A 22,824-nucleotide genomic window follows, 5' to 3' on the forward strand; every position below is an offset into this window, starting at 1 on the left:
CATGGCAACCACCGCACCCACCGCGACAACCGCGACACAGAAGCGAGTACGGATGGATCCGCTGAGAAGAACCTCGCTCGTCGCCGGCGGCTTCTATCTGTTGTCCTTCGTCTCCATTCCGACCCTCTGGCTGTACGGTCCGGCGCGGAATGCGGACTTCGCGGCCGGCGCCGGCTCCGACAGCGGCCTTCTGCTGGCCGCATTCTTGGAAATCATCGTCGCCGTCGCCTGCATCGGCACCGCGGTGTCACTGTTCCCGGTGGTGAAAAGGCAGAACGAGGCCACCGCGCTGGGCTTCGTCGGCACCAGAACCCTCGAGGCAGCAGTCATTTTCGTCGGAGTCATCAGCATGTTGACGATCGTCACGCTGCGGAAGGACGCCTCCGGAGGGGATCCCGCGGCGCTGGCGGTCGCCGGGAAGACGTTGACCGGCATCTACGACTGGACGTTCCTGCTGGGCCAGACGCTGATGCCCGCGCTGAACGCACTCCTGTTGGGCTCCTTGATGTATCGGTCCCGGTTGGTCCCGCGGCTGATCCCGACGATGGGCTTGATCGGCTCCCCGATCCTGCTGACGTCGATCACCCTGGCCATCTTCGGTGTGCTGCCGAAGATTTCCGTCCTGAGCGGCATCGCCACCATCTTCATTGCCGGCTGGGAGTTGTCGCTGGGCATCTACCTGGTCGTCAAGGGCTTCCGTCCCACCCCGATCACTGCCGCGATCACCGCAGAAAACGCCGCAGCCGACCAGCGCGAATCCTCCGTCACCGAAAGGCAGATCCCGTGATCCAGGTCGAGAATCTCAGCAAGCGTTATGGCGACAAACTCGCGGTCGACGACCTCACCTTCACCGTCCAACCGGGAATTGTCACCGGTTTCCTCGGCCCGAACGGCTCCGGCAAATCCACCACCATGCGGATGATCGCCGGGCTCGACAAGCCGACCGCCGGCCGGGTGACGGTCAACGGAGCCGACTACCGGGCCGCTGCCGCCCCGATGGCAGAACTGGGTGTGCTGCTCGAGGCCAAGGCCGTGCACACCGGCCGGTCCGCCCGCAACCACCTGCTGGCGCTCGCCCAGACCAACGGCATCTCCGCCCGCCGGGTGGACGCCGTCATCGACCTGGTGGGCCTGCGCGAGGTTGCCGGCAAGCGGGTCGGCGGGTTCTCGCTCGGCATGGGCCAACGACTCGGCGTCGCCTCCGCGATGCTGGGCAACCCGCAGACCGTGGTGTTGGACGAGCCCGTCAACGGCCTCGATCCGGAAGGTGTCCGCTGGATGCGGACCATGCTGAAGGAACTCGCCGGTGACGGACACACGGTCTTCGTGTCATCCCATCTGATGAGCGAGATGGCCCAGACCGCAACACGTCTGGTCGTCATCGGCCGCGGCAGGCTGATCGCCGACACCACCGTCGACGACTTCGTCGCGAGCGCCTCGCATCACTCGGTCACGGTCCGCACACCGGAGGCCGCTCGGCTGCGCGAACTCCTCGCCGGCCCGGACGTCAGCGTCATTTCCGAGCAGCACGACGTGCTCGGCGTCGACGGGCTGACCGCGGAACACATCGGCACCATCGCCTGGCAGAACCAGGTCCCGATCTTCGAACTCACCGTCCGGCAGGCCTCCCTGGAAGAAGCGTTCATGACGCTCACCAACGACTCCGTCGAATACCGTTCCACCGACACCGCAGGAGCGACGTCATGACCGCGACACTGACTGCCGGTACTCCCTCAACTACTACTCCGTCGACCGGCCGGCTGCGCGTCACCCCGCTACGGGTTGTGCTGTCCGAGTGGACGAAACTCCGGTCGCTGCGGTCCACCGTCTACACCCTGTTCGCCGCGGTTGTGCTGATGATCGGCATCGGCGCGCTGTTCACCGCCGTCACCATCAACCAGCCCGGCGGCATGGAACCCGGCCAGACCGCGATCTCTACCTCGCTGACCGGAACCTTCTTCGCCCAACTGGCCATCGGCGTGCTCGGCGTCCTGCTGATCACCGGCGAGTACAGCACCGGCATGATCCGCGCATCGCTGACCGTGGTCCCGAAACGGCTGCCCATGCTGTGGGCCAAGCTGACCGTGTTCGCCGTCGTGGTCTTCGTGATGATGCTGGTCGCCAGCTTCGTGGCGTTCTTCGTGGGGCAGGCACTGCTGAGCGGGCAGGGCCAGGACGCTTCACTGTCCGATCCGGACGCGCTGCGGTCCGTCATCGGTGCTGCCCTGTACGTCACGGTGGCGGGTATGACGGCCCTCGCCCTGGGTGCGCTCCTGCGGAACACCGCCGCGGCCATCACCACGTTCGTCGCGGTGTTCTTCGTCGTCCCGCCGCTGACGCTGCTGCTGCCGTCCTCGCTGACCGACCACTTCGTGCAGTACCTGCCGTCCAACGCCGGCTCGGTGCTGACCGGCGGGAGCGGTCCGGTCGCCTACCCGCTGGAGCCGTGGACCGGGTTCGCCGTGATGTGCAGCTACGCCGTCGTCCTGCTCGGAATTGCCGCCTGGCGGCTGCGTCGGGCCGACGCCTGAGCGAAACGCCCATTCGAGTCGCCACTTGCGTGCCCTTCGCGTGCCTCGGAACGCACGCAAGTGGCGACTCGATGCTTGCAACACTCTCACCCATGACCTCGGAGGATGACATGAAAGCAATGGTGCAGGAGCGGTTCGGCCCGCCGGACACGCTTCGGTTCATGGAAACTGAACGGCCCGAGATCGGTTCGAAGGACGTTCTTCTCGCGGTACACGCCGCGGCTGTCAACCCGTATGACTGGCACATGATCCGCGGCGATCCGCGCATCGCCCGGCTGATGGGCGGCGTGGGCCTGACGAAGCCGAAGGCACGGATCGCCGGGGTCGACGTCGCCGGCGTGGTGGAGGCCGTCGGAGCCGAGGTCCGTGGCCTGAAGCCGGGAGATGAGGTCTTCGGCAGGTGCCGAGGGGCCTTTGCCGAATTCGCCGCCGCCGACGCGGCGATGCTGGTGCCGAAGCCGGCGGGCCTGACATTCGAGCAGGCCGCGGCGATTCCGATGGCGGCGGTGACGGCGCTGCATGCGATCCGCGACGCCGGCCGCGTGCAGAGCGGCCAGCGGGTCCTGATCAACGGCGCCGGTGGCGGCGTGGGGAGCTTCGCCGTTCAGATCGCCGCCGCGTCGGGCGCAGAGGTCACCGGCGTCTGCAGCGCACGGAACGTCGAGCTGGTGAAGTCGATCGGCGCGGCGCATGTCATCGACTACGCGGCGGGCGACTTCGCCGACGGGTCGGTCCACTACGACCTGATCCTAGACAACGTCGGGAACCGATCCCTCCGCGATCTGCGCCGAGCCGCGACGCCGAAGGGGATCGTGCTGGTCAACGGCGGTGGATCCCCCGGCCGGGTGATCGGCGCGGTGGGAAGTCTGCTGTCAGCGGCGGCGGTCAACCTGGTCGTCAGTCAGAAGATCGCGTTCGTTCCAACCGGCGAAACGCGCGACGACCTGCTGACCGTCGCAGGAATGGCGGCCGCCGACACCCTACGGCCGGTGATCGACCGAACGTTGCCGCTGGCCGACACAGCGGCGGCACTGCAGTACGTGGAGGCGGGACATACGAGCGGGAAGGTCGTCATCACGGTTGCCTGACATCGCTCGCATCAGATCGAGATGGTGAAAGCGGTCCCTCCCCGGCATCGGGAAGGACCGTTCTCGCCATCTCGATCGGGGAATTACCCTTCCCCGGTGACCGTCCACCAGTTGTCCAAGCGCGACGCGCGGCGGATCGCGGTCCGGGCGCAGCTGCTGGACGAGCGCCGGCCGACGGACCTGCTCGACGTGGTGAGCCGGCTGACCCTGCTGCAGCTGGACCCGACCGCTGCGATAGCCCCGAATGCGGATCTCGTCGCATGGAGCCGGCTCGGCTCGGCCTACTCCCCCGCACACCTGACGGCAGCGTTGACGAACCGCCGACTGGTCGAGCTGCAAGCGATGATCCGCCCCGCCGAGGACATGGCGCTGTACCGCGGGGACATGGCCGCCCGGCTGTCGCTGCCCCGCAACGAGTTGCCGGCCTGGCGCGCGTCGGTCCGCGACTGGGTCGACGCCAACGATGCGTGCCGCCGTGACATCCTCGGCCGGCTGGAGCGGTCCGGGCCGCTGCCGTCGCGCGACCTGCCGGACACCTGCGTGGTGCCGTGGAAGTCCACCGGGTGGACGAACAACCGCAACGTGACACAGATGCTGGAGATCCTGTCCGGGCGGGGCGAAGTCGCGATCGCGGGGCGCAGCGGGAAGGAACGGCTCTGGGACCTGGCCGCGAGGGTGTACCCGGACGACCCGATCGTCCCGAGCGACGAAGCGCTGAGGATCCGCAACGAGCGACGCCTGAAGGCGCTCGGCATCGCCAGATCACGGACAACAGCCCTGCCCGTCGAACCGGCGGACGTCGGCGAGGCGGGTGAACCCGCCGTCATCGAGGGCGTCAAGGGGACGTGGCGGGTCGACCCCGCCCAGCTGGCGCAACACTTCTCGGGCCGGGCAGCGCTGCTGTCACCGTTCGACCGGTTGACCCACGACCGCAAGCGCACGGTGGAACTGTTCGAATTCGAGTACCAGCTCGAGATGTACAAACCGGCCGTGCAGCGCCGCTGGGGGTACTTCGCACTCCCGATCCTGTACGTCGACCGACTCGTGGGGAAGCTCGACGCCGCCGCGGACCGGAAGGCCGGAATACTGCGGGTCACCGCCATCCATCAGGACGTGCCGTTCGACAAAGCCACCGCTGCTGCCGTCGACGAGGAGATCGGCGACCTGGCCCGCTGGCTCGGGCTGGACATCGCCCGGCCCGATTGATTCGACGACAACGCCATTCAGATACGTGACGCGGAAGCCGTACGCGCGGGGACATCGCCGGCGTGTTCGGTGTCAATCCTGCGCACCCTGACGGCCAGCGCGGTGACGAATGCCCAGGCCGCCACGGCGGCGATCGCATACCGGATGCTCGCGCCGTCCTGGCTCGGCCAGCCCGCCAGCAGAGCCGAGGCGATCGCGGTGACGACACAGTAGACAGCCCAGCCGCTCTCACCGGACGCGGCGAACCGGCGGGCGAACACCAGGCACGCCGCGACCAGGCAGCCGAATGCCAGGGCGAAGCCGACACCGTGCAGCATCGAGTGCGTACTGAGCTGGTCAGGGTTGCCCGCGGGCGCTCCGGCGGGGAAGCCCTGCGACGGGTCGGGCGGGAAGATCCCGGCGACGACCAACCCCGCGCCGTAGCCGCCGATCAGCAGCGGCCCCCAGGTCCGGCCCCGGCCGGACGCGAGAGTCCGACCCCGGCCGGACGCGAGAGCCCGACCCCTGCCCGACGCGAGCGCCCGGCCCCTGCCCGACGCCAGAGTCCGGCGCAGCCCGACCGCGAAGGCCAGCACGAGCAATCCGCTGATGATGAAGTTGGCGATCTGAATCCAGCCGGTGTCACCCAGGCTGAGCAGGCTCAGCGGCTGCCGGGCGATGTCGAAGCCCTCCACGGTGAAGACCTGCGCGGCAGCGACCAGCACGAACAGCGGGCCGGCGAGCACTCCGCAGCGCAGCAGGCCTGCGGTGCTTCGGCGGATATTCGACATGACGACTCCTTCGACGATCGGCGCGCGGTGTTTCCGCGCTTGTCACGACGTCGAACGGTCCGACCGGACATCGACATGCCGCCGAAGTCTGACCAACAATCACCCGGTGGGGTCGCGGATCTCCTTGATCACGAACCACCGACCGATGGGCACCGCCGACGGTGCCGTCCGGAACGGCGGATCACCGGCCCGGTTCACCCACTCCACCAGCGCCGTTCCGTTACTCCACTTCCCACCGGCCAGCACGTTCACATCCCCGCGCAGCGGCCACAAGTTCGTCGGTGAATCGGTGCCCCCGGCAAACACCAGATCCACGACGTGATCCATCTGGTAGGCGGGATCGATGGTGATCCCGTGAAGCGCGAGGTTGTCGACGAAGGCCTTCACCTCGCCGCCGCGCGAGTTGCCCTGCTTCTTGAGGGTCATTCCGACATACGGCCAGTTGTTGACGCCGAGCCCGATGTCAACGTTGTCGTTGGTGTATTCACGATGCGGGAAGCGCGCCGCGGCTTTGCGTTTGCCGAACTCGGCCTTCGGGAGCCGAATCGACGACAGGTAACGGTTGGGCGGCTTCCACCAGATCAACGGAATCGCCGTCGACGGGCTCTTACCGGTCTGCGGTGGCCCGTCGGAGAGCGCCAGCGCGGTGAACGGCATCTGCTTCGGCGACTCCTTCAGGAATGCGATCAGCGCTGCCGTGACGCTGCCGGGCTTGGCTTTCACCGACTTGTTCAGCACCTCGAACGGGGAACCCTTCGTCCCCCGGATCGGCACCTGACCGCCGATCGTCGTCGGCCAGCGGAACATCTGGAACGGGGCGGTGAGTTCGACGCTGTCCGCCGCATCGTCGGGCGGTGCGTCGCCCTTCCCGCCGAGGATCGGCAGCAGGTTGGCGGAACCACGAAGCTGCCCCGCAGCAGACAGCACCAGGCCGAGCGACGGTGTCACCACCGGATTGAGATCGAACTCGGTTTTCGACAGCCGGCCGTCACGGAAGATCAGCGCGATCGAGCTGCCCTTGAAATCCAGCTGCGGCGCAACCACGAGGCTCAGCGCTGTCGACAGCGTGGCGGTGACGTCGAAAAACCAGGAGAAGCCGACGGCACTGAGTGTCAGGGCGAAGGTCGGGTTGTAGTTCAGCTCGACATTGCCGGTGAGCGCACCCTGTTGGAGGGTGAACCGCACGAAATGATCACCCGCCGCCTGGCTACCGATCTCCTTGCCGATCTGTTGCCCGATCAGCCCGCCCAGCGGCCCGCCGAGTACCCCACCGACAGCGCCGCCGATCGTGGCACCGGTACCGGCGCCGATTTTCTCGTCCTTCCGGGTTTTCTCGACATCACCCGCGTCGAGCAGACCCTCGATCGGCGACAGTGTGACCGACGCGTTCGCCAGCCGCACCGGCTGATCCGCGGACACCGACACGGTTGCCTGGATCCCGCTCTCACCCAACGGGATCGCCGGCGACTCGAGCTTGCCGACACCGAGATTGAACTCCGAGAAGTCCTCCTTGGTGAGCACCAGCGTCTTCGGATTCTGGAGAAGCGGAATCCGCAGACCGGCCCCGGGAGGCGGCAGCAGCACCGGGGCGTCGTCACCCGGTCCTGCCGGGACGGTACCGGGAGCGGGTGGGGCAGGGCCGGGCGGTGCGGCGCCGGCCGCCGGGGCGGGGGTGTGCCGCTGGACGAGGGTCCGGACGGCCCGGTTGCCGACCGTCCGTTGCAGATTCAGCAGCGCCCGCGCGGCAGGAGACGGATGCCCGCCGACATCCTGGCGTGCTTCGGGCACCGAAGATCGCGGCCGCTTCTCCTCGAAGGCTTCCTGCGCCCGGGCGTCGGTACTCATTGCTCTTGATCGTTGCCGGTGGGGCTGGGCGATGTCGATGCCGCACGAAACGCCGACGGTGCAGACCGCGGTGCCCCTTCGGGCAGCATGGGACAGACCCGCGACGGGCGACCCCGCCGTCAGTCACCACCGACCCGGCACCGGCCACCGGTGGCAGGATCCAGGGAGGCCCACCGAACGAACGGAGGAAAAAGCATGACAACCGCCCCAGCATCGTCCACGGCGTACCTGGTCGCGGGCGTGCGCACACCGTTCGGCCGGTACGGCGGCGCGCTGGCGGCGGTGCGACCGGACGACCTGGCCGCGCACGTGCTCCGCGAGCTCTGCGGCCGGTTGCCGTCGGTGGACTGGGAGAACCTGGACGACGTGCTGCTCGGCTGCGCGAATCAGGCCGGCGAGGACAACCGCAACGTCGCCCGGATGGCCACCCTGCTGGCCGGGCTGCCCGTGTCGGCGCCCGGTGCCGCCGTCAACCGGCTCTGCGGCTCCAGCCTGGACACCGTCGCAATGGCTGCCCGCGCGGTCCGATCCGGTGACGCCGACCTGGTGCTGGCGGGCGGTGTGGAGAGCATGAGCCGCGCGCCGTTCGTCATCCCGAAGGCGGCCTCGGCCTACTCCCGGTCCGCCGAGATCTACGACACCACCATCGGCTGGCGGTTCGTCAACCCCGCGATGGCCGAACAGTTCGGCACCGACTCCATGCCCGAAACGGCGGAGCGGGTGGCCGCCGAATACGACGTCCCCCGCGAGGACCAGGACCAGTTCGCCCTGCGCTCGCAGGAGCGGACCGCCATCGCCATCGCATCCGGCCGGATGGCCCAGGAGATCACCCCCGTGCCGGTACCCCAAGTCCGTGGCGAGGACATCACCGTCAAGGCTGACGAGCACCCGAGGGCGACGAGCCTGGAAGCACTGCAACGCCTGCGGCCGATCTTCCCCGGCGGCACCGTCACTGCAGGCAACGCCTCCGGCATCAACGACGGCGCCGCTGCGGTTCTGATCGCCTCGGGACGCGCGGTCGAGCAGTACGGGCTGACCCCGCTGGCCAGGGTGACCTCCGGTGCGGCGGTCGGCGTCCCACCGCGGATCATGGGCATCGGGCCGGTGTACTCGACCCGGAAACTTCTGCAGCGCAACGGTTTGACGATGGCGGACATCGACCTGGTGGAACTGAACGAGGCGTTCGCCGCGCAGGCACTGGCGGTGGTTCGCGAGCTCGACCTCGCCGACGACGCCGAGCACGTCAACCCCAACGGCGGCGCCATCGCGCTCGGCCACCCGCTCGGAGCGAGCGGTGCCCGGCTGGCGCTGACCGCAGCGCTGGAGCTCCATGCGCGTGGCGCCGACCGTGCGCTCGCCACGATGTGCATCGGCGTCGGCCAGGGAATCTCCGTGCTGCTGGAGTCCCCGTGAGCAGCCACCCGACCGACTCTGCAAGAAGAAACAACCCAGGGAGACAGTCACCATGACGACCACCATCGATCCGGCGGCAACAACCGGACCCGCCGACCTGACCGAGCGCGCGCGGGACTACCTGAACCTTGACTCCCTGTTCAGCGCCGAGGAACTGGCGCTGCGCGACCGGGTTCGTGCGTTCGTCGACGCCCGGATCAAGCCGAACATCGCCGAGTGGTACGAGACGGCCGTCTTCCCCCGCGAGATCACCACCGAGATGGGCGGTCTCGGTCTGCTCGGGATGCACCTCAAGGGTTACGGCTGCGCCGGTCGGAGCGCCGTCGAGTACGGCCTGGCCGCGATGGAACTGGAGGCCGGCGACTCCGGACTCCGCACCTTCGTCAGCGTGCAGGGTTCGCTCGCGATGAGCGCGATCCACAAGCACGGCTCGGAGGAGCAGAAGCAGCGGTGGTTACCGGGCATGGCCAAGGGCGAACTGATCGGCTGCTTCGGGCTGACCGAACCCACGGCCGGCAGCGACCCCGCCGGGATGAGCACCTACGCCCGGAGAGACGGCGCCGATTGGGTGCTGAACGGCGCCAAGCGCTGGATCGGTCTCGCGTCGATCGCCCACGTCGCCGTCATCTGGGCGCAGACCGATGAAGGGATCCGCGGCTTCGTCGTCCCGACCGACGTGGAGGGCTTCATGGCCACCCCAATCGAACCGAAGTTGTCGATGCGGGCGTCCATCCAGTGCGACATCACCCTCACCGACGTACGCCTGCCCGCGGATGCGGTACTGGCCAACGTGGTCGGGTTGAAGGGCCCCTTTTCCTGCCTCAACGAGGCCCGGTACGGGATCATCTGGGGCGCCATGGGCGCGGCGCGCGACTCTTATGAGGTGGCCCTGCGGTACAGCCAACAGCGCACCCAGTTCGACAAGCCGCTGTCGGGATATCAACTCACCCAGCAGAAGCTCGTCAACATGGTGCTGGAGATTCAGAAGGGCCTCTTGGTTGCGCTGCACACCGGGCGCCTCAAGGACGCGGGAACGCTGTCCCCGGAACAGATCTCGTTCGGGAAGCTGAACAACGTCCGCGAGGCCATCGCGATCTGCCGGGAGGCCAGGACAATTCTCGGCGGAAATGGCGTCACCCTCGAATACTCCCCGCTCCGGCACGCGAACAATCTGGAGAGCGTCCGCACCTATGAAGGCACGGACGAGGTGCACACGCTGATCATGGGGCAGGCCATCACCGGCCTTCCCGCGTTCCGGTAACAGGCATGCCGCTCAACTCAGATGGACGGTCGGACGCCGATCCCGGCATCAGCACGCTCAGGAACATCCTGGTGGTGGGCGCCGGCGCGATGGGCTCACAAATCGGGATGGTCTGTGCGCTGGCCGGTTTCACGGTGACCGTCACCGACCCGGATCCCGCCGCGCTCGAACGCGCGGACAACCAGCTGCGGCAGCGGATGGCGCGCGACGTCGAGAAGGGCCGCCGCACCTCCGCCGACGTGGACGCCGCGTTCGACCGGCTGACGTTCACCACCGCCCTCGAAGCCGGAGCCGCGGACTACGCGATCGAAGCTGCCGTGGAGAAACTCGACGTCAAACGCGCCTTGTTTTCTGAACTCGACAGAAAAGCGCCAGCACATGCCATTCTCGCGACGAATTCCTCCAGCATCGTCTCCTCCCGAATTGCCGATGCCACCGGAAGACCGGACAGGGTCTGCAATCTGCACTTCTTCAACCCGGCGCTGGTGATGACCTGCGTCGAGATCGTGCGCGGCCCGCAGACGTCCGACGCGACCGTCGAGACGTCACGTCGACTGGTCGAGGCGCTCGGCAAGGTACCCGTCGTCCTGAACAGGGAGATCCCCGGTTTCATCGCGAACCGCATCCTCAATGCCGTCAGGGAAGAGGCGATCTTCCTGCTGGAGAACGGCGTCGCCTCCGTGCAGGACATCGACACCGCGTGCCGCACCGCGCTCGGCTACCCGATGGGGCCGTTCGAACTGATGGACCTGACCGGGATCGACATCGGGTACCTCACCAAGCAGGACCGGTTCGCCGATACCGGTGACCCCAGAGATCAACCCAGCAAGACTGTCTCCGAGCTCGTCGAACGGGGCGAGCTCGGGCGGAAGACCGGGCGCGGGTGGTACGAGTACGACGACAGCGGCACCCGGACGCCGCGGCCGTACCCACACCGGTAGAGCGGCTCAGCGGACCTCCCGCTCCGGCCGGCTGATGATCGTGGCGATCTGCGGTAGCACCGCGGGGTCGATCTGGTGACCGCCCCGATGCGGCAGCTCCACCACATCGGCGTTCCGCTCGCGGAATTGACCCGCGAGCTCGGACGTCATCCCGGCCGGGATCATCGGGTCCCGGTCGCCGTTGGAGATCACCACGACGGTTCCGGTGAGATCCGCGGCCGGCGGGTCGGCGAACGGGATCATCGCCGACAGCAGCGCGGCGGCGCCGATCAGCCCGGGGTGCTGCAGCAGCACAGCCGAGGCGATGTTGGCGCCGTTGGAGAAACCGACCGCAACCAGCGATCCCTCTGCGATGCCGTACTCGGCCGAAGCCGTCCGGACGAATTCGGCCAGCTCGTCCGCCCGGCGGCGCAGATCATCCTCGTCGAAGACGCCCTCCCGCAGCCGCCGGAAGAACCGCGGCATCCCGTTCTCCAGCACCGATCCGCGCACGGACAGCACCGCCGCGCCCGGCGACAGATTCTCGCGCAGCGGCAGCAGGTCGTGCTCGTCGCCGCCGGTGCCGTGCAGCAACAGCAGTGGCGATCCTGCTGCCGACTCGGTGGCGGGCAGGAAGACGTGCGGCCGGTCGAGGCTGGTCTCCGCGCTCACGGGACGTCCACGTCGAGCTGGAGCGGCGGCAGCGCGGCGGCGATCTGCTCCCGATCCGGCTCCAGCCACGGCGGCAGCTTGAGCTTGCGGCCCAGCTCGAGCAGCGGCTCATCAACGGCGAAACCCGGTGCGTCGGTTGCGATCTCGAACAGCACGCCGCCCGGCTCACGGAAGTAGATGGACTTGAAGTACTGCCGGTCGAGGATCTGGGTGACCGAGACGCCCTTACTCATCAGCTCCTGCTGCCAGCTGGTCATCGTTTCGAGGTCGGGTGCCCGGAAGGCGATGTGGTGCACCGTTCCGCCCGCCTGCAGGCCGCGGTCGGCGACACCGGCGGACACGTCGATGAGGGCGCCGGAGCTGCCCTCCGCCATGCCGAAGCGCGACCGGTCTCCCTCCTCGGAGGTGAAGTTCATGCCGAGCAGGTCGGTCAGCATGTGCGCCGACGGATCCAGCTGCCGCTCGGACAGGGTGACGGCATGCAGGCCGCGGACCGCGTGCTCTGCCGGGATGTCGGCGACGCCGTCCCACCCGGACCGGTGGTCTCCGTCGGAGGCAACGAGGTCGATCACCATGCCGTCGGGGTCGCGGAAGGTAAGGACCTCCTCCTGGTCCCGGGTCCGCGGCGCGTCGGCATCGATCTCGAGCCCGGTCAGCCGCTGATGCCACCAGCCGAGCGAGTTGCCCGGCACGCTGAACGCCGTCGCGGTGGTCATGCCCGCGCCCTGCCGGCCCTTCGGCACCCCAGGCCATGGGAAGAACGTGATCAGGCTGGACGGGCTCCCCTGCTCGTCGCCGTAATAGAGGTGGTAGCTGTCCGGCGCGTCGAAGTTCACGGTCTGCTTGACGAGCCGCAGACCGAGGGTCCTGGTGTAATAATCGACGTTCCGTTGCGGGCTGGTCGCGATCGCCGTGACGTGATGTAAACCCTGCGGACTGACCTGCGTCATGCTCTGCTCCTTCGTCGGTGGTCAGCCACTCGTGGCCGGCCGATCGTCCAACTAGTTTCTACCGAAACTACTTGGTGCCGGGTCAACGCTGTGGTCCGCCAGGTCATTCCCCGATCAGCTGATACGTGACAGCCTGAGGCCGGTGAGCCCACTCAGCATCTCGACGGTGCTGTCCCCGAACAGCTCACGGACGGCGAAGCCCGACGCGGTGACGTCGAAGACGGCGTGGTCGGTGTAGACCCGGGTGACGCACCGGACTCCGGTGAGCGGATAGCTGCACCTGACCACCAGCTTGGGGCGGCCGTCCCTGGTCAGCAGATCGGTCATCACGAACACCTGCCTGGCCCCGATCGCCAAGTCCATCGCGCCGCCGACCGCCGGGATGGCGCCGGATTCCCCGGTGCTCCAGTTCGCCAGATCACCGTTCTCCGCTACCTGCAGGGCGCCGAGGACACAGACGTCCAAGTGGCCGCCGCGCATCATTGCGAACGAATCGGCCTGGTGGAAATACGCGGCGCCGGGCAGTTCGGTGACCGGCATCTTCCCGGCGTTGATCAGGTCCGGGTCGACCTCCCCTGGACCCGGTTCCGGCCCCATCCCGAGCATCCCGTTCTCGGTGTGCAGGACGATCTCCCGGTCGGCCCGCAGATAGTTCGCGACCGCCGTCGGTGCGCCGATGCCCAGGTTGACGTAGGACCCTTCCGGGATGTCCGCCGCGATGCGGGCCGCCAGCTCATCCCGGGAGATGCGTTGCGGCATCAGGCTTCCCCGCCGGCCGGTGCAGTACCGGGCGCATCCGCGGCGCCGACGAAGACGCCGCCGCGGAGCCAAGGCCGCTCCCCCACCGGGACGACCCGGTCGACGTAGATGCCGGGCGTCGCCACACATTCCGGGTCGAGCGCACCCAGTTCGACAACCTCGTCCACCTGCGCGATCGTGACGGTCGCGGCGGTTGCCATGATCGGACCGAAATTGCGCGACGTCTTCCGGTAGACCAGGTTGCCCCAGCGATCACCGCGCCACGCGCTGATCAGCGCAACGTCGGCGTGGATCGGGTACTCCAGCACGTAGTCGCGCCCGTCGATCGTCCGCGACTCCTTACCGGCGGCCAGTTGGGTGCCGACACCGGTCGGGCTGAAGAAGGCGCCGATACCCGCTCCGGCGGCGCGGATCCGCTCAGCGAGATTGCCCTGCGGCACCAGTTCCAGTTCGACCTCACCGGCTCGGTACAGCCGGTCGAACACCCACGAGTCGCGCTGTTTGGGGAAGGAACACACGACCTTCCGCACCTGTCCGGCGGCCAGCAGCGCGGCCAGTCCGGCGTGACCGTTGCCGGCGTTGTTGCTGACGACGGTGAGCCCCCGGGCGCCGTGGGCCCGGAGCGCATCGATCAGTTCCACCGGCTGCCCCGCCCGGCCGAAACCGCCGATCATCACCACGCTGCCGTCCTGGATGTCGGCCACCGCTTCGGCGATCGGAGTCCGGACCTTCGAGATCATCGGCTACCCCGCCGGCCGCGGTTCGGACCCGGCCCAGGCCGCGCCCAGCAACCGCTCGAGGGTCTCCACCGTCACCGGGGCGGGGTTGTCCGCCGGCACCGCAGGGAGGATCGCCGCCGCTGCCGCACGGATGTCCTGCTCCCGGAAGCCGATGTCCCGCAGGGCCTTGGGCGCGTCGAGCCGCGCGCGCAACTCCTGGAGACCGTCGATGGCGGGGTCGGTGTCGAAGGCCGCGGCGAGCCGGCGCTCCGCGTCCGCTGCGGCGGGGGCGTTCAGCGCGAGCACATACGGCAGGACGATCGCATGCGTCTGGGCATGCGGGAGGGCGTACTTCCCGCCGAGCACGTGGCAGATCTTGTGGTGCAGCCCGGAGCCGGCTGAGGAGAACGCGACGGCGGAAAGGTAGGCGCCGTAGAGGGTCTGCTCCCGGCCGGCCAGGCCGGTGGGGTCCGCGACGACCGCCGGCAGGCCCAGCCGCAGGGCGCGGATCCCCTCGGCGGCGAGCGCCTGGTCGATCGGGTCGGTGCGCGACGCCCACATGGAGTCGACGCAATGTGCCAGCGCGTTCAGCCCGGAGGCCACGCTCGTCGGTACCGGCAGCGTGAGCGTCAACTCCGCGTCGTAGACCACCGAGCGGGGCAGCACACGCGGGTCGACACCGGTGGTCTTCGTGGCTCGTTCCGTCAGCCCCCAGACGGTGGTGCCCTCGGAGCCGGAGTACGTCGTCGGTACGGCGACGATCGGCAGGCCGGTGGTGAGCGCGATCGCCTTCGCCAGCCCGGTCGTCGACCCACCGCCAATGGCGAGCAGGGCGTCGACGCCGTGCCAGGCGGCAGCCGCCCGGGCTCTCTCGGCGACTTCGACGGGCACGTGCATCGCGATGTCGTCGTAGAGGACCGTCGCTTCGATACCCGCGCTGACGCGCTTCGCCAGGTCGCGCCGGGAGCTGGTGGCGATCACCATCACCGACCGTGCGCCCAACCTGGAGATCTCGTCGGCCACCCGATCGGTGGCCTCACCGGAGGCGAAAACCACGCGCTGCGGGAACGTCTCGTGTTCGAAGCGGACGCTCATCGCGGGCGCGCTCAGCTCCTCGAGGCGGCCAACTCGGGCGCGGATTCGCCCACCGCGTGCGCCACCCGCTCGACCTGTTCCTTGGCGTCGCCGAACAGCATGGACGCGTTGTCCTTGAAGAAAAGCGGGTTCTGCACCCCGGCGTACCCGGTTGCCATGGACCGCTTGAACACCACGACGTGCTTGGCCTTCCAGACCTGCAGCACGGGCATGCCGGCAATCGGCGAACCCGGATCCTCCTCGGCGGCGGGGTTCACCGTGTCGTTGGCCCCGATCACCAGCACGACATCGGTGTCGGCCAACTCGTCCTGGATCTCGTCCATCTCCAGCACGATGTCGTACGGCACCCGCGCCTCGGCCAGCAGCACGTTCATGTGCCCGGGCAGCCGGCCGGCGACCGGATGCACGGCGAACCGCACCTGCTTGCCCATCGCCCGGAGCTTCTCGGTGAGGTCGGCGACCTGGTTCTGCGCCTTCGCGACCGCCATCCCGTACCCGGGCGCGATGACGATCGACTGCGATTCCTCGAGCAGTTCGGCCAGTGCCGCGGTGGTGGTCTCGTGGTAGTCGCCGAGGTCCTGATCGCCCGTCGAGGTGCCGGACTCGGTGCCGAAACCGCCGAGGATCACCGCGATGAACGACCGGTTCATCGCCTTGCACATGATGTAGGACAGGATCGCGCCGGAGGATCCGACGAGGGCGCCGGTGATGATCAGCAGGTTGTTGCTGAGCATGAAACCCGCTGCCGCGGCGGCCCAGCCGGAGTACGAGTTCAGCATCGACACCACGACGGGCATGTCGCCGCCGCCGATCGCCGCGACCAAATGCAACCCGAGCAGCAACGCGATGACCGTCATCAGCAGCAGCGCCCAGATGTTCGGCGCCGCCACGAACCAGGCCAGCAGCCCGGCGCTGACGATCAATGCGCCCAGGTTCAGCAGGTTCCGGCCCGGCAGGGTCAGCGGCGCGGACTTGATCTTCGCGGACAGTTTCAGGTAGGCGATGATCGAGCCGGTGAACGTCACCGCGCCGATGAAGACCCCGAGGAACACCTCGACGACGTGCACGGTGTCGCTCGAGTCGGTCTCCGTCAGGTAGGAGTTCACCCCGACCAGCACGGCCGCCAGACCCACGAAACTGTGCAGGATGGCGATCATCTCGGGCATGTGCGTCATCTCGACGGTGCGCGCCACCCGGGTGCCGATGACGGCGCCGATCAGCAACGCCGCCGCGATCAGTCCCGCGGTCAGCGCCGGATTCTGCTGGGTTTCCAGCAACGAGAGCCCGACCGTCGCGGCCAGCGCGATGACCATCCCGATCTTGCCCGCGGTGTTGCCCGCCTTTGCGCTGCGCTGATGCGACAGACCCGCGAGCGACAGGATGAACAGCACGCCGGCGATGAGGTACGCGGCCTGGATGAGGGAATGCAGGGTTTCTCTGTCCATGGCTGCTCAGGCGTCCTTCCGGAACATCGAGATCATCCGGCCGGCGACCCCGAAACCACCGAAGATGTTGATCGAGGCGACCGTTGCCGCGATGAAGGCGAGCACCACCACCAGCACGTTCGTGCTGCCGAGTTGCAGCAGCGCGCCGACCAGGATGATGCCGGAAATGGCGTTCGTCTGGGCCATCAACGGGGTGTGCAGCGACGCGCTGACATTGGTGATGACGTAGAAACCGACGAAGACCGCCAGCACGAAAACGGTGAAATAGCCCAGGAAGCTGGGCGGCGAGAACGTCACGGCCGCACCGACCGCCACCGCCGCCAGTCCGTACAGCGCGTACCGGCGTTGTTGCCGGCGTTGCGCCCGCTCGGCCAGTTCTTCCGGGGTCAGGCTCGGAGCGTCGGGCACCGCCACCTCGGGGGTGGGCTTCGGGGCGGCGGACACCTGTACCGGCGGCGGCGGCCACCGCACCTCACCGGCCTCCGTCACCGTGATCGAGCGCTGGACGATGTCGTCCATGTCGAGGGTCAACTCACCGTCGCGGCCCGGCGTGAGCAGCTTGAGCAGGTTGACGATGTTGGTGCCGTACAGCTGCGACGTGTGCGCCGGCATCCGGCTGGTGAAATCGGTGTAACCGATGATCGTGACGCCGTTGTCCGTGACGACAGTCTGGCCGGGCACCGTCAACTCGCAGTTTCCGCCGCCCGACGCGGCCAGGTCGACGATGACGCTGCCCGGCTTCATCGCGTGCACCATCTCGGCGGTGATCGTCCGCGGGGCCCGGCCGCGGACCAGCGCCGTGGTCACGACGATGTCCGCCTTCGCCGACTCCTCGGCGTACATCCGTGCCGTCAGGGCCGCCTGGTCCTCGGTGAGCGCCTGCGCGTACCCGTCCTTGGAAACCTCCTGCACAGCGCCGCTCGCGGACACATAGGTGGCGCCCATCGACTCGATCTGCTCGGCGACCTCGGGCCGCACATCGAACGCCCGGACCTGCGCGCCGAGGTTGCCCGCCGCGCCGATCGCAGCGAGGCCCGCGACCCCCGCGCCGATGATGAACACCGTCGCCGGCTGCGTCTTCCCCGCTGCGGTGACCTGGCCGCTGAACATCCCGCCGTAGGACTCCGCAGCCTCGATGATCCCGCGGTAGCCGGAGATGTTCGACATCGTGGACAGCACGTCCATCGACTGGGAGCGGGAGATCCGCGGGATCGCGTCCAGCGACAGCCCGGTCACCCGCCTGGCCTGCAGGGCGGCGATCAGCTCGGGATGATCTCCGGGCGCCATCCGGGAGATCACGGTGCCGCCCTCGCGGAGCCGGCCGATCTCCTCAGGTGTCGGTTCATCCACCTTCGCGACGATGTCGCACTGCCAGACGGCGTCCCCCGAGGTGATGCCCGCGCCCGCCTCCCGGTAGGCGTCGTCGGGGAACTTCGCGTCAGCACCGGCGCCGGTCTCGACGTCGACCTGGTAGCCGAGCGCCAGCAACTTGCCGACGGTCTTGGGCGTGGCGGCCACCAGCGTCTGTCCGTGCCGGCATTCCTTGGGTATCCCGATACGCACCGGCCGTCTCAGTCCTTCCATCGAAGCGTCTGCGACCTCAGTATCGACCACAGCGTGTGCGTCGTTCCCGATGGCGGGCCGATGCGTCGGCCGGAGGGCAGCGTCGCAGGAACCTACCGTGAAACGCGCCGGGCCGGTGGCCGGGACACGTGGTCACCGCCGGCCGCCCCTCACGCGCGCGAAAACCGCTCGGCGACCGGGCCTTCCCATGGGAGGGTCGGAGCCCGGTGACAGGAAAGTCGCACACCGACCTGAGGAGGGTGACCCGGTGCAGGTGCCGCGCGATGTCCTCGAGCACTACCAGCAAGGCCTTGAACGTGATCGGTTGTCGAGCGGTGCAGGACGTCTCGAGGCGCTCCGCACGGAACAGCTCCTGCGGGGATGGCTGCCGTCCCCTCCCGCGGTCGTGCTGGACGTCGGCGGTGCGGCGGGCCGCTATGCGCTGCCGCTGGCGGCTGCCGGATACCAGGTTCACCTACTGGACCCGGTCCCGCTGCACGTCGAGCAGGCCGCCCGCGCCAGCCGTGAGGCGACCCACCCACTTGCGTCCGTGCAGGTCGGTGACGCCCGCGCGCTGCCGTTCCCGGACGCCTCGACCGACGCGGTCCTGCTGCTGGGTCCGCTCTATCACCTGACCGAGCGGGCGGATCGGCTGACGGCGTTGCGGGAGGCACGGCGGGTACTGGCACCCGGCGGAGTCGTCGTCGCGGCGGCGATCAGCAGATTTGCCTCGACCGCGGACGGCGTTGCCCGCGGACTGCTGCGCGACCCGGACTTCGCCTCCGTCGTCGCCGGCGGCGTCGAGAGCGGTGTTCACCTCAACCCGTCCGGCCACCCCGACTGGTTCGCGACCGCGTACTTCCACCGCCCCGAGGAGCTGGCCGCCGAGGTGGCCGAAGCCGGGCTGCTGCCCGACGGCCCGGTCGGTGTGGAGGGGTTCGGCTGGTTCGCGCCGGACATCGAGGCCCTGCTCGACGATCCGCAGACCAGGGCGCGGGTCCTGGAGGCGCTCCGCCGGGTGGAACGCGAGCCTGCCCTGCTCGGTGCCAGCGCGCACCTGTTGATCGCCGGCCGGCGTCGTCCGGCGGCCGGTTGAGCGGTGCCGGCCTTTTCCCAGCCGGCGATCTTCCGCCCGTCACAGTTGGCAATTAGGGTCTGCTGATCCACCGAGCGGGAGGCACGCGTAATGCGAGTTCGCAGGCAGTTGTCCGGGGCGTTGGTGGCGGTACTTATCGGGTCGGGCGCCCTCGTCCTGTCGCCGGGCGCCACGGCCGCCCAGCCTTCCGATGACCGGACCGCATCGTCCTTCGGAGGGCCGAGATACACGGCAGGCGCCCCGGGTGTTGGCGATCCGTACTTCCCATTCGCGGGCAACGGCGGGTACGACGTCAAGCACTACGGCTTGGACCTGAAGTACACGCCGCCGCATCCCGACCCGGCACCGCTCGTCGGCAAGCTCAGGGGTGTCGCGACGATCGACCTGGTCGCCACTCAGAACCTCGACCGCTTCAACCTGGACCTGCGCGGGATGGACGTCCGGTCCATCACCGTCAACGGGAAGCGACTCCGCGAGGTGGGCTCCTCGGCGGCCGGCGCCAGGCACGGCGGCCCGGCCTACTGGCAGGTCCAGGACGACGCCGCCCGCGTCTGGGAGCTGACCATCCAGCCCCGGCCGAAGCTCAAGAAGGGTCAGAAGGCGCGGGTCGTCGTCACCTACGGCGGGCAGACCACCCGGCCGACGGACATCGAGAATGCGCTGTACGGCTGGGTGACCAACCGCGACGGCGCAATGGTGGTCAGCGAGCCGGAGGGATCGATGACCTGGTACCCGGTCAGCGACCACCCGACCGACAAGGCCACCTACGACTTCAAGATCACCGTGCCGAAGGGCAAGGTCGCCGTGGCGAACGGAATCCAGGCGCGCAAGCCCGTCACATGGCGGGGGTGGACGACCTGGTTCTGGCACGCCCCGGACCCGCAGGCCAGCTACCTGACGACCGCCTCTGTCGGGGACTTCGAACTCCGGACGACCAGGACCGCAGGCGGGCTGCCGATCATCGACGCCGTCGACACGGACCTGACGACGGCCAACCGCGACATCACCAACACCAGCCTCGCGCTACAGCCCGAGATGATCGCTTTCCTCGAGAAGACCTTCACGCCATACCCATTCGTCGCGTTCGGGTCGATCGTGGACGACGACACCGTCGGCTACGCACTCGAGACACAGACCCGCCCCGTGTATTCGCGGCGGGCGAGCGAGGGCACTGTCCTGCACGAGCTCGCGCACCAGTGGTTCGGCGACGCGGTCAGCCCGCGGCGGTGGCAGGACATCTGGCTCAACGAGGGCTGGGCGTCCTACGCGGAGTGGCTCTGGAGCGAGAACCAGGGCAGGGACACGGCGCAGGCAAGTTTCGAGGACGTCATGGCGCGCCCCGCCGACGACGCATTCTGGAAGGTCGCGATCGCCGACCCCGGGCCGCTGGGCCTGTTCGTCGGTGCGGTGTACGACCGCGGGGCAGCGACCCTGCACGCACTGCGGCTCGAGGTCGGTGACGAGGCGTTCTTCGCCGGCGCGAAGCTCTGGCTGACCCGCTACGACAACGCCACCGGAACGACCGAGGACTTCCAGGAGGTCTACGAGGAGGTGTCCGGCAAGGATCTCGGCGAGTTCTTCGACGACTGGGTGCGGACCCCCAGCAAGCCCGAGATCTGACCCAGGTACGCGCCCGGACCCGTTACGTTCAGCGGGTCCGGGCGACGGTGGTGCTGTTCCGCAGTGCCAGCAGACCGCGCACCCCGACCACCGCGACCACCGTGCCGATGGCCAGTGCGGTCCCGATCAGCACCGCGTGCACCCACAGGAATGACGTCGCGGTCGATGACCCGATCGCGCCTTGCCAGGCGCGCTGGTCCTGCCAGATCGCGACCGTGAACCGGGGCCAGACCGCCCAGTTGAAGAGCCCGGCCAGCACTAGGAACGTCGACCATCCGCGCGTCAGGATCACCGGTCGAGTATGCCCACCAGCGTTGGTCGCGCGGGCGCAATCGCTATAGGCGCACACCCCCGTCGCCCTTGAACCGGGTGGCGCCGTCGCCACCGGTCCGTGCACGGTTCTTCATCCACGGTGTCGCGACCGTGGAGCCGGAACCTCCATCTCGATCACCCGGCGCGACCAACCCGGACCACCGACAGCAGATTGAGTCGGCGACGCCCCGGACCCACCCCGCACCCGGTCGAGATGGCGACTTCGGCTCTTGCCAGGGCCGAAGAGGAGCCGCAATCGCCATCTCGATCCCGCGGCGCGACCGACCCGGACCAACACCACTCACCGACCGATAGAACCAACCGACAGAGGAGTCACCCTCGACCTTGATCTCCCGCCGCAACCTGTTCATCGGCGGGGCCGCTGCGACCGCGACTGTCGCACCCGGGGACGTGCGCCGGAAGATCAAGCCGCTGATCGGCATGGAGCAGTTCGGCGCCGGTTTGCTCTGACCGGCCGCCCGATGGGGCAGCGCTGATCGACCTGCGGGTCGGTCAGCGGTGCTGCCAGTGCTCCGGCCGGTCCCACGGGCCGGGGCGCCGCCCCGGGCCCTGCCCGTATCCCGACCGCTGTCCGTATCCGGACCACTGACCGCTGTTGTATCGCTGCCAGTGCCTCCGACGGTGGCCGCCCACCGAGAGTGCGAAGGCGAGCCAGATCAGCGGGAACAGGAACAGTGCGTGAGTCAGCACGCCGATCCAGAAGAGCCCCACCACAACGGCCACGGCGATGAGCCCGCGCGGCGGCCCGCCCCGCGGAGGACCCCACGGCCGCGCCGACCGGTCCTGACTGCCCTGGGGAGGGGACCATCGCCCGTACCGTTCAAGGTTCCCGCCGACCGGCGCGAACGCCCGCTCGTCCTCCGGGAGGTCGACGAACAGCGCCGGGAACTCGTCGAGATACGTTGCTTTATAAGCCTTTCCCATTCGCTCGTCGAACTCGTCCGGCTCCAGCCGTCCGTCGGTGAAGTGCTGGGTGAGCCGGTCCACAGCCTTTTGCCGGTCCGTCGTGCCGGCCCGCATCCGGGGCGGCGTCATGCCCGAACCCGGCAGGTCCGCACCCGTCATGCCCAACCCAGTCATGCCCGATCACTGCCCTCGGAGCCGTCCGGGTCCTCGCCCAGAATCCGGTACAGGTCCGCCCTGGTTCGGGCCAGGACCTTGCGGGCCTCGGCCATCTGCTCGGGCGAGCCGGTCCGCGCGACATGCACGAATGCGGCGCCGACCTGGAAGATCAGGTCGCCGAGCTGGGTGTCGTCATTGCTCGGTGCAACGCCCTCCCACAGCGACGCGAACTCCTCGGCGCGTTCCGCGGCGACCCGGCGACCATCGTCTGTCAGTCCGTACACCCGCCTGCCGTCCTGCTCCTGCGCGCGGACCAGTCCCTCGTCCTCCAGTTGCTGCAGTGTCGGGTAGACCGATCCGGGGCTCGGCTTCCACGCTCCCCCGCTGCGCTTCCCGATCTCCTGGATGATCTGGTATCCGTGCATCGGCTGTTCGGCGAGCAGGGCGATCACCGCGGAACGCACGTCACCACGGCT

Annotated in this window: 23 protein-coding genes; 11 read left to right on the forward strand and 12 right to left on the reverse strand. The window is 68.6% G+C overall.

Features of this window, described 5'->3' with window-relative positions; genetic code table 11:
* Nucleotide 1 precedes the first annotated feature (1 nt).
* The 5 genes from ACVBEQ_RS22195 (at nucleotide 2) to ACVBEQ_RS22215 (ending at nucleotide 4,825) form a co-directional block, all read left to right on the forward strand.
* On the forward strand, nucleotides 2–787 hold the full coding sequence (locus tag ACVBEQ_RS22195) for a DUF4386 domain-containing protein (RefSeq protein ID WP_447155577.1): 786 nt from the start codon (nucleotides 2–4) through the stop codon (nucleotides 785–787).
* Nucleotides 784–1,707, forward strand: a complete 924-nt coding sequence (locus tag ACVBEQ_RS22200; protein ID WP_447155578.1) for an ABC transporter ATP-binding protein — start codon at nucleotides 784–786, stop codon at nucleotides 1,705–1,707. The genes ACVBEQ_RS22195 and ACVBEQ_RS22200 overlap by 4 nt, the downstream gene beginning before the upstream one ends.
* Entirely contained in the window at nucleotides 1,704–2,531 is an 828-nt protein-coding gene (locus tag ACVBEQ_RS22205) for an ABC transporter permease (RefSeq protein ID WP_447155579.1), read from the forward strand. The genes ACVBEQ_RS22200 and ACVBEQ_RS22205 overlap by 4 nt, the downstream gene beginning before the upstream one ends.
* Before the next feature lie 110 nt (nucleotides 2,532–2,641).
* On the forward strand, nucleotides 2,642–3,619 hold the full coding sequence (locus ACVBEQ_RS22210; protein WP_447155602.1) for an NAD(P)-dependent alcohol dehydrogenase: 978 nt from the start codon (nucleotides 2,642–2,644) through the stop codon (nucleotides 3,617–3,619).
* Nucleotides 3,620–3,715: 96 nt separating this feature from the next.
* Nucleotides 3,716–4,825, forward strand: coding sequence for a DNA glycosylase AlkZ-like family protein (locus tag ACVBEQ_RS22215; RefSeq protein WP_447155580.1), 1,110 nt, complete (start codon nucleotides 3,716–3,718; stop codon nucleotides 4,823–4,825).
* 17 nt (nucleotides 4,826–4,842) lie between these two features.
* Here ACVBEQ_RS22215 and ACVBEQ_RS22220 read toward each other — a convergent pair whose 3' ends face one another.
* Together ACVBEQ_RS22220 and ACVBEQ_RS22225 are read right to left on the reverse strand one after the other, a co-directional pair.
* The gene (locus tag ACVBEQ_RS22220) at nucleotides 4,843–5,595 is read right to left on the reverse strand and encodes a DUF998 domain-containing protein (protein ID WP_447155581.1); all 753 of its coding nucleotides are present in this window, start codon (nucleotides 5,593–5,595) and stop codon (nucleotides 4,843–4,845) included.
* Between the two features lie 99 nt (nucleotides 5,596–5,694).
* Nucleotides 5,695–7,440: a hypothetical protein gene (locus ACVBEQ_RS22225; RefSeq protein ID WP_447155582.1), complete on the reverse strand. Its 1,746-nt coding sequence runs from the start codon at nucleotides 7,438–7,440 to the stop codon at nucleotides 5,695–5,697.
* 195 nt (nucleotides 7,441–7,635) lie between these two features.
* On the opposite strand from ACVBEQ_RS22225, the gene pcaF reads away from it, so the two are divergent.
* From pcaF to ACVBEQ_RS22240, 3 genes are read left to right on the forward strand one after another with little or no spacing between them, the layout of a single operon-like run.
* Nucleotides 7,636–8,853: a 3-oxoadipyl-CoA thiolase gene (pcaF, locus tag ACVBEQ_RS22230; protein ID WP_447155583.1), complete on the forward strand. Its 1,218-nt coding sequence runs from the start codon at nucleotides 7,636–7,638 to the stop codon at nucleotides 8,851–8,853.
* Between the two features lie 52 nt (nucleotides 8,854–8,905).
* Nucleotides 8,906–10,114 carry an acyl-CoA dehydrogenase family protein gene (locus ACVBEQ_RS22235; RefSeq protein ID WP_447155584.1) on the forward strand — a complete coding sequence of 403 codons (1,209 nt, stop codon included), beginning with the start codon at nucleotides 8,906–8,908 and terminating at the stop codon, nucleotides 10,112–10,114.
* A 5-nt stretch (nucleotides 10,115–10,119) separates the two neighbouring features.
* The gene (locus ACVBEQ_RS22240) at nucleotides 10,120–11,055 is read left to right on the forward strand and encodes a 3-hydroxyacyl-CoA dehydrogenase family protein (RefSeq protein ID WP_447155585.1); all 936 of its coding nucleotides are present in this window, start codon (nucleotides 10,120–10,122) and stop codon (nucleotides 11,053–11,055) included.
* A gap of 6 nt (nucleotides 11,056–11,061) precedes the next feature.
* On the opposite strand, the gene ACVBEQ_RS22245 is transcribed toward ACVBEQ_RS22240, so the two are convergent.
* From ACVBEQ_RS22245 to ACVBEQ_RS22275, 7 genes are all read right to left on the reverse strand, one after another.
* Nucleotides 11,062–11,706 (reverse strand): alpha/beta hydrolase, encoded by a 645-nt coding sequence (locus tag ACVBEQ_RS22245; RefSeq protein ID WP_447155586.1) that lies wholly within the window; start codon nucleotides 11,704–11,706, stop codon nucleotides 11,062–11,064.
* Nucleotides 11,703–12,656, reverse strand: coding sequence for a ring-cleaving dioxygenase (locus tag ACVBEQ_RS22250; RefSeq protein WP_447155587.1), 954 nt, complete (start codon nucleotides 12,654–12,656; stop codon nucleotides 11,703–11,705). Before ACVBEQ_RS22250 ends, ACVBEQ_RS22245 begins: the two co-directional genes overlap by 4 nt.
* 114 nt (nucleotides 12,657–12,770) lie before the next feature.
* Nucleotides 12,771–13,415, reverse strand: coding sequence for a 3-oxoacid CoA-transferase subunit B (locus ACVBEQ_RS22255; RefSeq protein ID WP_447155588.1), 645 nt, complete (start codon nucleotides 13,413–13,415; stop codon nucleotides 12,771–12,773).
* Entirely contained in the window at nucleotides 13,415–14,155 is a 741-nt protein-coding gene (locus ACVBEQ_RS22260) for a 3-oxoacid CoA-transferase subunit A (protein ID WP_447155589.1), read from the reverse strand. Before ACVBEQ_RS22260 ends, ACVBEQ_RS22255 begins: the two co-directional genes overlap by 1 nt.
* Nucleotides 14,156–14,158: 3 nt before the next feature.
* Nucleotides 14,159–15,229, reverse strand: coding sequence for a maleylacetate reductase (locus tag ACVBEQ_RS22265; protein ID WP_447155590.1), 1,071 nt, complete (start codon nucleotides 15,227–15,229; stop codon nucleotides 14,159–14,161).
* Nucleotides 15,230–15,240: 11 nt separating this feature from the next.
* Nucleotides 15,241–16,674, reverse strand: coding sequence for a Re/Si-specific NAD(P)(+) transhydrogenase subunit beta (gene pntB, locus ACVBEQ_RS22270; protein ID WP_447155591.1), 1,434 nt, complete (start codon nucleotides 16,672–16,674; stop codon nucleotides 15,241–15,243).
* A 6-nt stretch (nucleotides 16,675–16,680) separates the two neighbouring features.
* On the reverse strand, nucleotides 16,681–18,237 hold the full coding sequence (locus tag ACVBEQ_RS22275; protein WP_447155592.1) for a Re/Si-specific NAD(P)(+) transhydrogenase subunit alpha: 1,557 nt from the start codon (nucleotides 18,235–18,237) through the stop codon (nucleotides 16,681–16,683).
* 268 nt (nucleotides 18,238–18,505) lie between these two features.
* Between ACVBEQ_RS22275 and ACVBEQ_RS22280 the strand changes: the two genes are divergently transcribed.
* Together ACVBEQ_RS22280 and ACVBEQ_RS22285 are read left to right on the forward strand one after the other, a co-directional pair.
* Nucleotides 18,506–19,333: a class I SAM-dependent methyltransferase gene (locus ACVBEQ_RS22280; RefSeq protein WP_447155593.1), complete on the forward strand. Its 828-nt coding sequence runs from the start codon at nucleotides 18,506–18,508 to the stop codon at nucleotides 19,331–19,333.
* A gap of 90 nt (nucleotides 19,334–19,423) precedes the next feature.
* Nucleotides 19,424–20,953 (forward strand): M1 family metallopeptidase, encoded by a 1,530-nt coding sequence (locus ACVBEQ_RS22285; RefSeq protein WP_447155594.1) that lies wholly within the window; start codon nucleotides 19,424–19,426, stop codon nucleotides 20,951–20,953.
* 28 nt (nucleotides 20,954–20,981) lie between these two features.
* Here the strand turns inward: ACVBEQ_RS22285 and ACVBEQ_RS22290 are convergent, their stop codons facing one another.
* Nucleotides 20,982–21,245 carry an SCO4848 family membrane protein gene (locus ACVBEQ_RS22290; protein ID WP_447155595.1) on the reverse strand — a complete coding sequence of 88 codons (264 nt, stop codon included), beginning with the start codon at nucleotides 21,243–21,245 and terminating at the stop codon, nucleotides 20,982–20,984.
* A 365-nt stretch (nucleotides 21,246–21,610) separates the two neighbouring features.
* Between ACVBEQ_RS22290 and ACVBEQ_RS22295 the strand changes: the two genes are divergently transcribed.
* Nucleotides 21,611–21,736: a hypothetical protein gene (locus ACVBEQ_RS22295; protein WP_447155596.1), complete on the forward strand. Its 126-nt coding sequence runs from the start codon at nucleotides 21,611–21,613 to the stop codon at nucleotides 21,734–21,736.
* A gap of 42 nt (nucleotides 21,737–21,778) precedes the next feature.
* Here the strand turns inward: ACVBEQ_RS22295 and ACVBEQ_RS22300 are convergent, their stop codons facing one another.
* Nucleotides 21,779–22,366 (reverse strand): DUF1707 SHOCT-like domain-containing protein, encoded by a 588-nt coding sequence (locus ACVBEQ_RS22300; RefSeq protein ID WP_447155597.1) that lies wholly within the window; start codon nucleotides 22,364–22,366, stop codon nucleotides 21,779–21,781.
* Complete coding sequence (locus ACVBEQ_RS22305) at nucleotides 22,363–22,812, reverse strand: PadR family transcriptional regulator (protein WP_447155598.1); 450 nt, start codon at nucleotides 22,810–22,812, stop codon at nucleotides 22,363–22,365. Before ACVBEQ_RS22305 ends, ACVBEQ_RS22300 begins: the two co-directional genes overlap by 4 nt.
* Nucleotides 22,813–22,824: the final 12 nt, after the last annotated feature.

This window comes from Nakamurella sp. GG22 (assembly GCF_052976845.2).

Coding starts and splice junctions, on each gene's coding strand:
- ACVBEQ_RS22210 (WP_447155602.1), top strand. CDS start 2,642: ATGAAAGCAATGGTGCAGGAGCGGTTCGGCCCGCCGGACACGCTTCGG.
- ACVBEQ_RS22255 (WP_447155588.1), bottom strand. CDS start 13,415: ATGCCGCAACGCATCTCCCGGGATGAGCTGGCGGCCCGCATCGCGGCG.
- ACVBEQ_RS22300 (WP_447155597.1), bottom strand. CDS start 22,366: ATGACTGGGTTGGGCATGACGGGTGCGGACCTGCCGGGTTCGGGCATG.
- ACVBEQ_RS22250 (WP_447155587.1), bottom strand. CDS start 12,656: ATGACGCAGGTCAGTCCGCAGGGTTTACATCACGTCACGGCGATCGCG.
- ACVBEQ_RS22225 (WP_447155582.1), bottom strand. CDS start 7,440: ATGAGTACCGACGCCCGGGCGCAGGAAGCCTTCGAGGAGAAGCGGCCG.
- ACVBEQ_RS22235 (WP_447155584.1), top strand. CDS start 8,906: ATGACGACCACCATCGATCCGGCGGCAACAACCGGACCCGCCGACCTG.
- ACVBEQ_RS22220 (WP_447155581.1), bottom strand. CDS start 5,595: ATGTCGAATATCCGCCGAAGCACCGCAGGCCTGCTGCGCTGCGGAGTG.
- ACVBEQ_RS22260 (WP_447155589.1), bottom strand. CDS start 14,155: ATGATCTCGAAGGTCCGGACTCCGATCGCCGAAGCGGTGGCCGACATC.
- ACVBEQ_RS22195 (WP_447155577.1), top strand. CDS start 2: ATGGCAACCACCGCACCCACCGCGACAACCGCGACACAGAAGCGAGTA.
- pntB (WP_447155591.1), bottom strand. CDS start 16,674: ATGGACAGAGAAACCCTGCATTCCCTCATCCAGGCCGCGTACCTCATC.
- ACVBEQ_RS22265 (WP_447155590.1), bottom strand. CDS start 15,229: ATGAGCGTCCGCTTCGAACACGAGACGTTCCCGCAGCGCGTGGTTTTC.
- pcaF (WP_447155583.1), top strand. CDS start 7,636: ATGACAACCGCCCCAGCATCGTCCACGGCGTACCTGGTCGCGGGCGTG.
- ACVBEQ_RS22205 (WP_447155579.1), top strand. CDS start 1,704: ATGACCGCGACACTGACTGCCGGTACTCCCTCAACTACTACTCCGTCG.
- ACVBEQ_RS22285 (WP_447155594.1), top strand. CDS start 19,424: ATGCGAGTTCGCAGGCAGTTGTCCGGGGCGTTGGTGGCGGTACTTATC.
- ACVBEQ_RS22240 (WP_447155585.1), top strand. CDS start 10,120: ATGCCGCTCAACTCAGATGGACGGTCGGACGCCGATCCCGGCATCAGC.